Below are 14,361 nucleotides of genomic sequence, written 5' to 3'. Positions count from 1 at the left end.
GTTGTATATTTATCAACTAGAAAAAATAAAAATCTATTTTAAAATTAAAAATGAATAAAGTTTTAGTGTATTTATTATTTTTTCTATTCTTAAATACTTCTTGCGCTCAAGAAGAAAAAAAGTCTTTAGAATCGCAAAGTAACTCGTTAGTTAAAAATTATTACTTTAAAGGTTTAGATTTTCTCTCAAAAAATAATTTCGATGAAGCCTTTAAAAGTATTTCTTCAGGTTTAGAAGCTTCAAAAAAAACAAATCAAAAAGATTTAATGGCTTTTGGCTACTTGCATTTAGGAGGTTATTTTTATCAAAAGAAAAATTATCAAATAGCTATTGAGAATTTAAAAAAATCTTTAGCCATTTTTATTTATTTGAAGAATGAAAAAGAAACTTATAACTGTTATTTTAAACTAGGAAGATCTTATTATAGAATTTCTGAATTTGATGCTTCTTTAGTAAATCATTTTAAAGCATTAGAAATTGCAGAACGCATTAACAATGAAAAAGAAATTGCAGAGAATCTTGGAAGAATAGGAGAAGTTTATTTGTTAACACCAGATTTAAGAAAAGCCCAAATTAATTTTAAAAAAGCTTTAAAAATTTATGAAAGATTAGGTGACGAGCAAGGTATTGTTGGTTGTTTCACTAATTTAGGAGCAAGTTATCAAAAACAAGGAGGTCCTAACAAAAAAGAGTTAATTATAAAAGCAATCGATTATTTTAAGCAAGGTCTTGTAAGAGCTAAAAAAGCAAATCTTCAACGAAATGAATCGATTTTTTTAGGCAATATTGGTTCATCTTATAGGTCTTTAGATAAATATGATGAGTCTTTAGAATTCCTTTTTAGAGCTTTAAAGATTAAGGTTAAGTTAAAAAATTACGGAAGTGCAGCGCATTCTTGTAACGACATTTCTGAAACGTATTCGGCGATGAATAATTTAGTTAAGGCTAAAGAATTTGCTTTAAAAGCAATCGAATATTCTAAAGGATTTAACATTCATCAAGAACGTTTTGGTTACTATTTATTGTCAAAAATTGAATATAAAACAGGGAACTTTAAAAGTTCTCACGGACATTTAAAAAGATACCACCAAATACATGATAGTTTGTTTTCATTACAGAAAATGGCTAAAATTAATGATTTACAAATTCAATACGAAACAGAAAAAAAGAACTTAACAATTGAAGCACAGGAAAGTAACATAGCTCTGTTGGATTCTAAAAACAGTATTAAAAACCAATGGTTGTTATTTGGTGGTTTAGGACTATTATCCATATTTGCTTTTATTACGTTACAAAAATCAAAAAATACAGCAAAAAAAGAAAAATTACTTCAAGAAAAATTTTCACAAGATTTACTTATTTCGCAAGAAGAAGAAAGAACAAGAATTGCAAGAGAATTACATGATAGTGTTGGGCAACAATTAACATTAATAAAAAGGAAATCGCAAAATATAGAGCAGCAAGAAATAACCAAAATGACAAATAAAGCGCTAGAAGAAGTAAGAAGTATTTCTAGAAATTTATACCCAGCTTTACTAAAACAATTAGGTTTAAAAGAAAGTATAGAGCAATTAATAAATGAATATGATGAGCAAACAGAGTTGTTTTTTTCTATGGATATTGATTTAATTGATGAGTATTTTACAGAAAATACAAGTTTAAATTTTTACAGACTTGTTCAAGAATGTTTAACCAATATTGTTAAGCATGCAAAAGCAAAATCTGTAACTGTAAATATTAAAAAAGAAGATAAAAGTATTATTACATTAATTTCTGATAACGGAAAAGGTTTTGATGTAGACAAAAATAAAAAGAAAAATAGTTTAGGTTTAAAGACTATTTTTGAAAGAATTAAAATTATGAACGGAAATCTGTCTATTAATAGTAAAATAAATAACGGAACTAATTTTATCTTTTCTATACCTATTAAAAATGAATCATAATACTAGTATTCTTGTTGCAGATGATCATCCTGTATTATTAAAAGGATTAAGAGATGAATTATTAAATTTAGAATTTAATGTTCTAGAAGGCGCAACCAATGGTGCTCAAGCATTAGAGTTAATAGTATCTAAAAAGCCAACAATAGCTATTTTAGATATTAATATGCCTTTTCTAACTGGTTTTGAGGTGATAAAAAAATGTCAATTAGAGTCATTAAAGACAAAATTTATTATCCTTACTTCTTATAAAGAAAAAGGTTTTGTGTTGAAAGCAAAAAAAATGAAAATATCTGGCTATCTATTAAAAGATGAACCATTTTCAGAGATTAAGAAATGTATTAAAGAAGTTTCAAATGGAAGATTTTACGCAAGTAAGGTTTTTGATGATGTTTTTAATAATGAAATCTCTCCTCAAATTCAAAAAATAAAGTTTTTATCACCTTCAGAAAGAACAATTGTAAGATTAATAGCTGGTGAGAATTCTACAAAAGAAATAGCAGAAATTCTTTCAATATCTACAAGAACCGTAGATAAACATCGATCTAATATTATTTCAAAATTAGATTTACCTTCAGACTCCCTTTCTGTGTGGGTAAAAGATAATAAAGATTTATTAGAAAACGTTTAATAAACCTACAATACGTATAGGTACGTATTATTTGTAATTACTACCTATTTTACAATTCAGGTTTTAGAAATATATTTACCGTATTAAAAGAGGGAAAATCTGTGATTAAAATAAAGAAAAGAAAAGAGTGCAATAGTCTTTATTAGATAGTAAAGATTTTAAATTATGAGTTGTTTTTTATTTTAGAGTTTAAAGTTTTAAAATATAATTTGTTAACTATATTTTATAAGCAACAACCAAACTTTGTCAAAACCAAACTTTAGTTTCTCTGTAATAAGATTCCCCCAACAACTTTATATCTATACCTCATACCAAACAAGTATGGGGTTTTTTTTATGAATTAGTTAAAGCATTTCATTTTATTTAGAATTATTATAAATAATATTGATTACTAATTTATAAGAGAATTTATATCAAAAATAAGTCTCAAAATGGTTAAATTTGCATGATTTTTTTAGATAACTAAATTTCAAATTGACCATGTCAAAAGATATTCGTATCAAAAAAGGCTTAGATATTAAGCTGGTTGGTGAAGCAGAACAAATTACTACTAATATTCCTATAAGTAGTGTTTATGCTATTAATCCAGAAGACTTTCACGGAATTATTCCAAAATTAATTGCCAAAGAAGGAGCAGAAGTAAAAGCAGGTGAAGCACTTTTTCATTCAAAAAGTGATGAGCGTATTTTATTTCCAAGTCCAGTAAGTGGTAAGGTAATAGAGGTAACACGTGGAGCAAGAAGAAAAGTTTTAGCAATAAAAATTGCGGCAAATAAAACACAGGAACATAAAGATTTTGGAATTTCTAATGTAGATACAATGTCTGCAGAAGATGTAAAAAATCAATTATTTAATTCAGGATGCTGGCCATTTGTAAAACAACGTCCTTATGATGTTATTGCAAATCCAAATCAAGCACCAAAAGCAATTTTTGTTTCTGGTTATGCAAGTGCACCATTAGCTCCAGATTTAGATTATACCTTAAAAGGTAAAGAAGTAGAATTACAAGCTGCACTTTCTGCAATAGGAAAGTTAACAGAAGGTAAAATACATGTATCTGTAGTTAATAAATCGGTTTCTCCTTTTGCAGATTTAAAAGGAATAGAAATTCATGCGGTTTCTGGTCCACATCCTGTCGGAAATGTTGGAACTCAAATTTCTCAATTAGATCCTATTAATAAAGGTGAAGTCGTTTGGGTTATAGCACCACAAGATCTAGTAATTATTGGAGAGTTGTTATTAACGGGCAAGTTTAATGCTTCAAGAACTGTTGCATTAACTGGTTCTAAATTTAGCAAACCACAATATGTTACTGCGATTGCAGGAGCAAATATTGCTGATTTAGTAGCTGATAATTTAGAGAATGACAACACAAGAATTATTAGCGGAAACGTTTTGTCTGGCGTGCAAGTTAAAGAAGATGGTTTTATTGGTTATTATGATAATCAAATTACAGCAATCCCTGAAGGAGATGATTATGAGTTTTTTGGATGGAATAAGCCGATTTTCAATAAAATATCTACTTCAAGAGCATTAACTTTTTCTTGGTTAACACCAAATAAAAAGTACGATTTAAATACCAATACAAATGGAGAACACAGAGCATTTGTAGTAACTGGTTCCTACGAAAATGTATTTCCTCTAGATATCTATCCAATGCAATTATTAAAAGCATTTATGTATAAAGATTTAGACGAAATGGAAGCTTTGGGAGGCTATGAAATAGCTCCAGAAGATTTTGCACTAACAGAATTTATTTGCGTATCTAAACAACCTCACCAGCAAATAATTCGTGAAGGTTTAGATTTAATGAGAGAAGAATTAGGATAAGGTTATGAGCTTAAAACAAAACTTACATATTTTAAAAGAGAAATATAAAGGAACTAAAATGGCGCCTGCATTTAATGCAATCCATACCTTTTTATATTTACCAAATGAAGTGACTCACGGAGGAACTCATATCAAGGCAGCAGATGATTTAAAGCGTACAATGAATATTGTAATTATGGCTTTGGTTCCTTGTTTGTTGTTCGGAATGTTCAATGCAGGATATCAACACTATGCAGCAATAGATGGTTCTTTAAGAACGAATGTATTAGCAAATTTTTTTACGTTTGATAATTTCTGGATTGGAATTATAAAAGTACTACCATTGGTGATTGTTTCTTATGGAGTGGGACTTTTAGTTGAATTTATTTTCGCAGTTATAAAAGGACACGAAGTAGAAGAAGGATACTTAGTAACGGGAATGTTAGTGCCATTAATTGTACCTATAGACACACCGTTATGGATGTTATCAGTTGCAGTGGTATTTGGTGTTGTTATTGGTAAAGAAGTATTTGGAGGAACAGGAATGAATATCTTAAATCCTGCTTTAACAATTAGAGCATTTTTATTCTTTGCGTATCCAACTTGGATGTCTGGAGATAAAGTATGGGTATATGATGCAGTAAACAGAACGGGAACAGCAGATGCTATTTCTGGAGAAACAATTTTAGGAAGTTATGCTCAAAACCAAGAAGTAATTTATTCTAATTGGGATAAATTTGCAGGTTTTATACCAGGTTCTATTGGAGAAACTTCAACCTTGTTAATCTTATTAGGAGCTGCGATCTTAGTTTTTACAAAAATTGGAAGTTGGAGAATTATTCTTTCAACATTCATAGGAGCTGCGGTAATGGGAATGATTTTTAATCAAATTGTAGCTGCTGATATTATTACAGAATCTAGTAAGTTTTACGGATTAATGAATACTGTTTGGTACGAACATTTAATGATTGGTGGTTTGGCTTTTGGAGCCGTATTTATGGCTACTGATCCAGTAACAGGTTCGCAAACAAATAAAGGAAAATGGATGTATGGTTTCTTAATAGGTTTTATATCTATTATGATTCGTGTATTTAATCCTGCATATCCTGAAGGTGTGTTTTTAGCAATTTTACTAATGAATGTATTTGCGCCAACAATAGACCATTATGTGGTTCAAGGAAATGTAAAGAAAAGATTAAAACGTACTAAAGTTAAAACTGCCTAATTATGAGTAAGAGAACAGATAGTAACAGTTATACAATGATTTTCGCCATAATTATGGTGTTGGTCGTAGGTTCTTTGTTGGCTTTTATGGCTTCGTCATTAAAACCAAATATTGACGAGAATAAAAGAATAGAAAAGCAACAAAACATCCTTTACGCGTTGGGCGTAAATGAGAATGAAGGGACAAGTGCAAACTTTATTTCTACAGACGTTGCAGGAGCAGCATTTTCAGAATACATTACAAAGCAAATTGAAGTTCAAGGAGGTAAAGAAGTTGAGAATTCAGATGCTTACTTAATTGATATTAAAAAACAGCAAACTTTAGCCAAACAAGGAAAACAAAGAAGATTGCCTTTGTTTGTTGGTAAAAATAAAAATGGAGATGTTCTTTATGTTGCACCAATAAGAGGAAAAGGACTTTGGGATGCCATTTGGGGGTATGTTGCTTTAGATGAAAATATGATTGTACAAGGCGCCTATTTTGATCATAAAGGAGAAACCCCTGGTTTAGGTGCAAACATAAAACAACGTTATTTCATGGACGATTTTATTGGTGAGCACTTGTTGTCAGCATCTGGAGATTTTAAAGGAATTAGAGTTGCCAAAGGTAACAATGATCCAAAGAATGAAGATAAAACAGATTACGAAGTAGATGCAATTGCTGGTGCTACAATTACTGGTGATGGTGTTTCTGCAATGATAAAGAAAGACTTGGCAATGTATGTGCCATATTTTAAAACATTAAAAAAATAATTTATGGGACTTTTATCAAAAAAAGACGCAAAATTAATTACAGATCCATTAGCAGATAACAACCCAATTACTATTCAAGTATTAGGTATTTGTTCTGCATTGGCAATTACGGCAGAGCTAGAAGCTTCTATTGTAATGTCTATTTCTGTATTATTTGTGCTAGGTTTAGGGAATGTTGTTATTTCTTTAATGAGAAATATTATTCCATCAAAAATTAGAATTATTGTACAGCTAATTGTAGTTGCAACTTTAGTAATTATTGTTGATTTAGTGCTAAAAGCATTCGCATACGAATTAAGTAAAACATTGTCTGTATTCGTGGGGTTAATCATAACGAACTGTATTATTATGGGGCGTTTTGAAGCTTTTGCTCTAGGAAACGGACCATGGAAATCTTTCTTAGACGGAATTGGAAACGCTCTAGGATACGGAGTTATATTAGTTATTGTAGGTTTCTTTAGAGAACTTTTAGGAGCAGGAACTTTATTAGGTTATCCTGTGTTAGGGAATCCTATTCCAGGGGAATTATCAGGACTATATGCATATGGATATGAAAATAACGGATTCATGTTATTATCACCAATGGCCTTAATTGTGGTAGGACTAATTATTTGGATTCAACGAAGTAGAAATAAAGCATTAATAGAAGAAAACTAGAATTAGTTTCCAGTAGGTGTTAACAATTGGCGGTAAAAAGCTAAATAAAAAATAAAATCTGGAACTGAAAACTTAAAAATATGGAACATATAGAATTATTTTTCAAATCGATATTTATAGATAACATGGTTTTCGCAACCTTTTTAGGGATGTGTTCTTACTTGGCCGTGTCTAAAAAAGTAGCAACTGCTGTTGGTTTAGGTGCTGCTGTAATTTTTGTATTGGCAGTTACGGTGCCTTTAAACTGGTTATTAGATCAATATATTTTGCAAGAAGGCGCTTTGGTTTGGTTAGGCGAAGAATATGCAGCTTATGATTTAAGTTTCTTATCATTTATTATGTTTATTGCAACCATTGCAACGATGGTTCAATTGGTAGAAATTATTGTTGAGAAATTTTCACCATCATTGTATAATTCATTAGGTATATTTTTACCATTAATTGCAGTGAACTGTGCTATTTTAGGTGGTAGTTTATTTATGCAATCGCGAGAAATACCAACATTAGCCTTATCATTAACGTATGGTGTAGGATCTGGAATTGGATGGTTTTTAGCAATTTTAGCAATTGCAGCAATTCGTGAAAAAATTCGGTATTCAAGTGTGCCTCCAGCCTTAAGAGGTTTAGGAATTACATTTATCATTACAGGTTTAATGGCCATTGGTTTTATGAGTTTTGGTGGAATGTTAACCGGTGGAGATGAAGAAAAGAAAGAAACGCCAAAAGTAGAAGCTAAAGTAAAAGAAGTAAAAAAAGAAGACGCTAAAGAAATTATAGCCGAAAACACAAATACAAACAATCAGTAATATGATATTAGCAGCAGGTACTACAGGAACTATTATAGCAACAGTAGCAGCGTTTTTAGCTATTGTGTTATTATTAGTAACATTATTATTATTTGTAAAACAAAAATTATCTCCATCAGGTCCAGTAACATTGACTATTAATGGAGAAAGAAAAATTGAAGTGGCTTCAGGAAGCACACTTTTAACAACATTAGGTGCAGAAAAAATATTCTTGCCATCAGCTTGTGGTGGTGGAGGTTCTTGTGTTCAATGTGAATGTCATGTAAACTCTGGTGGAGGTGAAGCTTTACCTACAGAAACGCCTCACTTTTCTAGAAAAGAATTAAAAGAAGGAGTTCGTTTAGCCTGTCAAGTAAAAGTGAAGCAAGATATGGATATTTCTATTCCAGAAGAAATTTTTGGAATTAAGAAATGGGATGCAACTGTAGTAAGAAATTATAATGTTGCATCATTTATTAAAGAATTTGTTGTGGAAATCCCAGAAGATATGGGGTATAAAGCAGGTGGGTATATTCAAATTGAAATTCCTCCTTGTGAAGTAAAGTTTGCTGATATGGATATTACAGCACATCCAGAAGAGCACGATACACCAGATAAATTTAAAGCAGAATGGGATAAGTTTAAACTGAGACCATTGGTAATGAAAAATGCAGAAACTGTAGAAAGAGCATACTCTATGGCTTCATATCCAGCAGAAGGAAGAGAAATTATGTTAAATGTACGTATTGCTACACCACCTTTTGATAGAGCAAAAGGCGGATGGATGGATGTAAATCCAGGAGTAGCTTCTTCTTATATTTTTAACTTAAAGAAAGGAGATAAATGTGTAATCTCTGGTCCTTATGGAGAATTTTTCATTAACGAATCTGAAGCAGAAATGTTATACGTAGGTGGTGGAGCAGGAATGGCACCAATGCGTTCTCACTTATATCATTTATTCAGAACTTTGAAAACAGGAAGAAAAGTAACTTATTGGTACGGAGGTAGATCGAAGGCAGAGTTGTTTTATATCGAGCATTTTAGGGCTTTAGAAAAAGATTTCCCTAATTTTAAATTCTTTATCGCATTGTCTGATCCTTTAGATGTTGACAATTGGAAAGTGAAGAAAGATATTAATGACACTGAAGGAGATGGTTTTGTTGGGTTTATACACAATTGTGTAATCGAAAACTATTTGAATCATCATGAATCTCCAGAAGATATGGAATTATATTTCTGTGGACCACCATTAATGAACAATGCAGTTCAAAAAATGGGTGAAGATTTTGGTTTAGCAGATGAGAACATTCGTTTTGATGACTTTGGAGGTTAGAAAATCTCATGTTATAATATTAAAACCGATGCAATTTTGTATCGGTTTTTTTGTGAATTTTTTATATCGTATTTTTGAGTGTAATTGAAATTTTAGAATGAAAAGTATCCAAAAAATATTAAAAAAAAAGAAGTATTTTAAAGTAAAATTAAAAAGAATTGCTACTAATCATTTAGAGCTAAAAGCGAAAATAAATGGTGTAAAAGGACGCTTTATTTTAGACACCGGTGCTTCAAATTCTTGCGTAGGTATAGATAGAATTGAATATTTTAATTTGGATGCTCAAGAAAGTGAAACCAAAGCTGCGGGTGCAGGTGCTACGGATATGGAGACGCTGCAGTCAGAAAACAATTCACTTAAAATTGGGGATTGGAAAATAAGTAAATGTCATTTAGTTTTGTTTAATTTATCACACGTAAATAAGGCTTTAACACAGCATAATGCAAATGAAGTTCACGGTATTATAGGCGCTGATATTTTAGAGAGTGGTAAAGCATTCATAGATTATAAACAAAAAATTTTGTATTTAAAAAAGTCAAAAAAATAAACGGGAGAAGTGTATCTTTGGTATCTTAAAAAAACGAAAATATGAGTTTGCAAAAACAAGTAATGGATAAAATGAAGGAAGCAATGAAAGCAAAAGATACAATTGCTTTACAAGCTTTAAGAGCTGTAAAATCTGCTTTTCTATTGGCAAAAACGGAAACTGGTGTGCAAGCGGAATTGACGGATGAGCAGGAAATTAGAATTATCCAGAAACAAGTGAAACAAAGAAAAGATAGTGCAGCTATTTTTATAAAACAAAATAGACAAGATTTAGCAGATCCAGAATTGGCTGAATTAGCAATTTTAGAAGAGTTTTTACCAGAAGCATTATCTGAAGAAGCAATTGAAAAAGTTGTTTTAGAAACTATTACAAGTATGGGTGCAGCAGGAATGAAAGACATGGGTAAAGTAATGGGAATGGTTTCAAAACAATTAGCCGGTCAAGCAGATGGTAAAACGATTTCTGCATTGGTAAAAAAGAATTTGATTTAAATATAATTAATTCCTGTTTTTCCAGGAATTAAATTAGGCCCAGTAGTTCAACTGGATAGAATGTCAGATTTCGGCTCTGATGGTTGGGGGTTCGAATCCCTTCTGGGTCACCATATAATTGCCTTAAAACGTTATGTTTTGAGGCTTTTTTTTGTTTTAAAGAATTTGCAGAAAAAAATAATCCTTAGTAAGATACTACCAAAATAGTTTTTCTTAAATGATATAAATCAGCTTTAAATACCTGCTTTTTTATGAAATTTGGTTCAACATTAAAACTAATATTATGAAGAGAACAACTCCAATATCAGAAATTATGACAACAGAGGTAGTTACTTTAAATGTTGCTGATAGACTAGAAACTGCCGAAAAATTATTTAAAAAACATAAAATAAGACATATTCCTGTAGTCAAAGAAAAAGAAATACTGGGAATGTTAAGTTACTCGGATTTATTAAGAATTAGTTTTGCCGACGTTTCTGATGATGAAAATAGCATAGATACTTTTGTATATGATATGTTTTCTATTCAACAAGTTATGGCTAGAAATTTATTCATGGTGGCACCGAATTCCACGATTAAAGAAGTGGCGGAATTGTTATCTAAAAAAGAATTTCATGCCTTACCAGTTGTTGAAGATAACGAGTTGGTTGGTATTGTTACCACTACAGATTTAATTAACTATTTAATAGCGCAATTGTAGCTTGTAAATATTGAGTTCTTGAGGAGAGGTTTTTTTAAAATCTTTTTTTTCTTGTATTAGTTCGTAATAATTATAGAAAGATCTAGGGTCTTTTTTGATTTACAAAATAAATGAAACGCTTCTAGAATCAAAAAAAATAAAAATGATTTCTTTTAATTTTAAGAATATTCAGAGGTTAATTCATCTATAATGAGGCCGTCTTCTAAAGTTTGTATAACACCCATTGCCGCTCTTTCTCCTGATATCATTGCCGCATTTAAAGAACCATTTAGTAATTGATCTCCAGCTAAAAATATTGTAGATTTTAATTTGGTTTCAGTACTAGAAATTTCATATTCTAGATTTTTAATATTGGGTAATGCTTTTTTTATTTGATATCTTTTTAAAAATTTTGCTTCGAAAATATTACAGTATTTTAATAATTCTTCTTCAACTTTTTTAATCAATTCCTCTTCTTTTAAGTGGTGCTTTTTTACTATGGTTACAGAAAGTAATTCTTTGTTTCCTTTTGTTGCTGTGTTGATACTCGTTGGGTAAAAGATATTGTTAATGAAAGCATTTTTATCTGCAATTAAACCAATTAAAGGTTTTTTAATCGATTTTACGGGAGTTTCAAAATATAAAGTATCACAACTTTTCCAAGCTGTTTCTTGATTTTTAAGATTAGAAATAAAATGACTTGCATCTGTGGCAATGATAGTAATATGGCTTTTAATTGCTGTAGTATCAACTAAAGTAATTTGATTATCTTGAACTTCTTGAACTTTTGAGTTGAATAAAAAGGTTGTTTTTTTTAAGTTTTCTTTTAGTTGATTTGAGATGGCTTGCATGCCATTTTTTGGAATAACAGCGAATCCTTCACCAAACATTTTATATACAAACTCAAACATTCTGCTTGAAGTTTCTAAATTGGGTTCTAAAAATATGCCGCTAAAAAAAGGTGTAAAAAAGGATTGAATCAGTTCTTCTGAAAAGCCAACATCTTTTAAATATTGAAGTGTAGTTTTTTCATCTTCTTTAAAGATCGTATCAATTTTCTTTTTCTTTAAAAGAATATTTAGTTTAAGGATTTTTATTTTATCAGAAAAAGATCCAATAGAAGAAAATAGTGTGGGAAACAATAAAGAAAAAGAACGCAAAGGATCTCCAATAGTTTGTGACTTTCCATTTTTAAAAATGGTAGCACCTGGCAGTAATTTTTGTACTTCTAGCGCATCAAAATCTAAATATTTGTTTGCTGCAGGATAAGAAGTCAATAATACTTGAAAACCATGATCTAACGTGTACCCATCAATAATATCAGATTTTACACGTCCGCCAACAGAACTAGAAGCCTCAATAATTATTGGATGATAACCATAATTTTCTAAAACTTGTGCTGCTATTAAACCACTAATTCCTGCACCAATGATATGTATTTTATATGCTGATTTCTCCATTTTCGAGGGCTTTTAATTTTTCTTTTTTCTTCAGGTAAGAAGCGATAATTCTTTGCACATCTCTATTGTCTTTTTTGGGTGCTACAAAAAATTGATACTCTTCTGGAGTTTTTAAGACTTCATCTTGAGATGCATCTAAATAACCAATTCCTTTGTAAATTCCATCTAAAATTAAAGCAAAACCAACTTCATTTTTAATTCTACCTTTTTCTTTGATGACTAAATTTTCGGCACCAATGCCAACCGATTTTATGGCTTCTCTTACTCTTACATTATAATTTTCTACAGTTTCCTTATCACAGCAAATACCTTTACATTCTTTTAATTGATAATGAAAGCAGCTAGAAACATTGGTTTGTAAATGACAGTATTTGGGACACAATTCAAACTCAGCACACAAAGATTCCAAATGAGTTCTACATTCGGCCACAGAATAGTATTTCATGATTGCATTTGGAGCTAATTTTAATCGATTATACGCCAAATGAATGATTCCTTTTTGATCTTCATAAGAAAATAGACCAACGGCTTCTCCTGCTCTTCTTTGAGCTCTGTTAAATTTTGGATATATATGTTTTATCTCTGAGGACTCTAGTAATAATGCCAGTAATTCGCTACCTGTTTTTGTAAAAGAGACATCAGCGGTTTCTAAACACATGGTTTGTTCTTTTTTCTTTTTATCATAAAAATGACTGATTACCCTTTGCTTTATATTATTGGCTTTCCCAACATAAATAACTTCCTTTGCTAAATTTTTAAAGTAATAAACGCCAAATGTTTCAGGTAATTTATCAACTACTATTTTATCTAAAAGAGGGGGTAAGGTTGCTTGTCTAGATCTTGGATTTAAAAAAGAATTGATGGTGAAATTATCATCTCTTTCAAGTAATCTTCTAAACAATTCAACCGTAGCTTCAGCATCTCCTTTTGCCCGGTGTCTTCCATTTATGGGAATATTCTCACCACTGCAAATATTACCTAAACTATAGGAAGGTAATCCCGGAATTATTTTTCTTGTTAAGCGAACAGTGCAAAGCTTTTTTCGTTTAAAATCGTATCCTAGACTTTTAAACTCTGCTTGAATTATATTGTAGTCAAAGTTAACATTATGGGCAACAAAAATAGTACCTTTTGTAATTTCTTCAATCTTTTTTGCAACTTCATAAAACTTGGGTGCATTTCTCACCATGGCATTTGTAATGCCTGTGAGATTGGTAATAAATGTTGGAATATTTTGTTCAGGATTTACCAAGGAAGTAAATTCATCAACAATCTTTTTTCCATCGAAAATTAAAGCAGAGATTTCAGTTATTTTCTGACCTTTATAGCCGTTTCCGGTGGTTTCTATATCTACTACAGCGTATAACAATTAGGCAATTAAGTTTTTTAAGTCAGCAATAGTTTCAGTAGGGTTTTCTGCACCAAAAACATAACTTCCAGCAACCAGAACATTCGCCCCAGCTTCAATTAAAGCATTTGCGTTTTTATCTGTAACTCCGCCGTCAATTTCTATTTGACAATCAGATTTCGTAAAATCTATTAAGTGTCTTAATTGACTTACTTTTTTGTACGTGTTTTCAATAAAAGATTGTCCTCCAAAACCCGGATTTACACTCATGATGCAAACCAAGTCTAATTCAGAAATTACATCTTCTAAAACTGCAATCGGTGTGTGAGGGTTTAAAGCAACACCTGCTTTCATTCCTGCAGCTTTTATGGCTTGTATCGTTCTGTGTAAATGCGTACACGCTTCATAATGTACGGTTAAAATAGTAGCTCCTAAATCTGCAAATGTTTGAATGTATTGATCAGGATTTACAATCATTAAATGTACGTCAATTGTTTTTTTAGCGTGTTTGGTAATTGCTTTTAAAACAGGCATTCCAAATGAAATATTAGGCACAAAAACACCGTCCATAATATCAATATGAAACCAATCTGCTTCACTGTTATTGATCATTTCGATGTCTCTCTGTAAATTGGCAAAATCTGCCGCTAAAATTGAAGGTGCAATTAAATTACTCATTAGTTTGTTGTTGTGTTTTATTGTTG

14 protein-coding genes and 1 tRNA gene are annotated in these 14,361 nt (G+C 30.7%); 12 read left to right on the top strand and 3 right to left on the bottom strand.

Features of this window, described 5'->3' with window-relative positions; genetic code table 11:
• Positions 1-50: 50 nt before the first annotated feature.
• From BLT88_RS12120 to BLT88_RS12065, 12 genes are all read left to right on the top strand, one after another.
• Positions 51-1,943 (top strand): sensor histidine kinase, encoded by a 1,893-nt coding sequence (locus tag BLT88_RS12120; protein ID WP_091955033.1) that lies wholly within the window; start codon positions 51-53, stop codon positions 1,941-1,943.
• Positions 1,933-2,571 carry a response regulator transcription factor gene (locus BLT88_RS12115; RefSeq protein WP_091955031.1) on the top strand — a complete coding sequence of 213 codons (639 nt, stop codon included), beginning with the start codon at positions 1,933-1,935 and terminating at the stop codon, positions 2,569-2,571. Before BLT88_RS12120 ends, BLT88_RS12115 begins: the two co-directional genes overlap by 11 nt.
• A 480-nt stretch (positions 2,572-3,051) precedes the next feature.
• Positions 3,052-4,401, top strand: coding sequence for a Na(+)-translocating NADH-quinone reductase subunit A (locus BLT88_RS12110; RefSeq protein WP_091955029.1), 1,350 nt, complete (start codon positions 3,052-3,054; stop codon positions 4,399-4,401).
• A gap of 4 nt (positions 4,402-4,405) precedes the next feature.
• Positions 4,406-5,605: an NADH:ubiquinone reductase (Na(+)-transporting) subunit B gene (locus tag BLT88_RS12105; RefSeq protein ID WP_036783298.1), complete on the top strand. Its 1,200-nt coding sequence runs from the start codon at positions 4,406-4,408 to the stop codon at positions 5,603-5,605.
• Positions 5,606-5,607: 2 nt separating this feature from the next.
• Positions 5,608-6,357: a Na(+)-translocating NADH-quinone reductase subunit C gene (locus BLT88_RS12100; RefSeq protein WP_036783301.1), complete on the top strand. Its 750-nt coding sequence runs from the start codon at positions 5,608-5,610 to the stop codon at positions 6,355-6,357.
• A 3-nt stretch (positions 6,358-6,360) separates the two neighbouring features.
• A complete protein-coding gene (locus BLT88_RS12095) occupies positions 6,361-7,014 on the top strand; it encodes an NADH:ubiquinone reductase (Na(+)-transporting) subunit D (protein ID WP_036783304.1) in 654 nt (217 codons plus the stop codon).
• Positions 7,015-7,094: 80 nt separating this feature from the next.
• Complete coding sequence (gene nqrE / locus BLT88_RS12090) at positions 7,095-7,820, top strand: NADH:ubiquinone reductase (Na(+)-transporting) subunit E (RefSeq protein ID WP_081958134.1); 726 nt, start codon at positions 7,095-7,097, stop codon at positions 7,818-7,820.
• 1 nt (position 7,821) lies between these two features.
• On the top strand, positions 7,822-9,132 hold the full coding sequence (gene nqrF, locus BLT88_RS12085) for an NADH:ubiquinone reductase (Na(+)-transporting) subunit F (protein ID WP_036783310.1): 1,311 nt from the start codon (positions 7,822-7,824) through the stop codon (positions 9,130-9,132).
• Positions 9,133-9,229: 97 nt separating this feature from the next.
• Entirely contained in the window at positions 9,230-9,679 is a 450-nt protein-coding gene (locus tag BLT88_RS12080; protein ID WP_091955028.1) for a retropepsin-like aspartic protease, read from the top strand.
• Between the two features lie 41 nt (positions 9,680-9,720).
• Positions 9,721-10,170 carry a GatB/YqeY domain-containing protein gene (locus BLT88_RS12075; protein WP_091955026.1) on the top strand — a complete coding sequence of 150 codons (450 nt, stop codon included), beginning with the start codon at positions 9,721-9,723 and terminating at the stop codon, positions 10,168-10,170.
• 36 nt (positions 10,171-10,206) lie between these two features.
• A tRNA-Arg gene (locus tag BLT88_RS12070) sits at positions 10,207-10,283 on the top strand.
• 170 nt (positions 10,284-10,453) lie between these two features.
• On the top strand, positions 10,454-10,870 hold the full coding sequence (locus BLT88_RS12065) for a CBS domain-containing protein (RefSeq protein WP_091955024.1): 417 nt from the start codon (positions 10,454-10,456) through the stop codon (positions 10,868-10,870).
• A gap of 158 nt (positions 10,871-11,028) precedes the next feature.
• On the opposite strand, the gene BLT88_RS12060 is transcribed toward BLT88_RS12065, so the two are convergent.
• The 3 genes from BLT88_RS12060 to rpe are packed head-to-tail and all read right to left on the bottom strand — an operon-like array spanning position 11,029 to position 14,335.
• Positions 11,029-12,309 carry an FAD-dependent oxidoreductase gene (locus BLT88_RS12060; protein WP_091955022.1) on the bottom strand — a complete coding sequence of 427 codons (1,281 nt, stop codon included), beginning with the start codon at positions 12,307-12,309 and terminating at the stop codon, positions 11,029-11,031.
• Positions 12,290-13,678, bottom strand: a complete 1,389-nt coding sequence (locus tag BLT88_RS12055) for an exonuclease domain-containing protein (RefSeq protein WP_091955019.1) — start codon at positions 13,676-13,678, stop codon at positions 12,290-12,292. Before BLT88_RS12055 ends, BLT88_RS12060 begins: the two co-directional genes overlap by 20 nt.
• Positions 13,679-14,335 carry a ribulose-phosphate 3-epimerase gene (gene rpe / locus BLT88_RS12050; RefSeq protein ID WP_091955016.1) on the bottom strand — a complete coding sequence of 219 codons (657 nt, stop codon included), beginning with the start codon at positions 14,333-14,335 and terminating at the stop codon, positions 13,679-13,681.
• Positions 14,336-14,361: the final 26 nt, after the last annotated feature.

Source organism: Polaribacter sp. Hel1_33_78 (assembly GCF_900106075.1).
In the GTDB taxonomy this organism is placed as follows: Bacteria; Bacteroidota; Bacteroidia; order Flavobacteriales; family Flavobacteriaceae; genus Polaribacter.
This window is presented reverse-complemented; position numbering and strand designations above follow the sequence as displayed.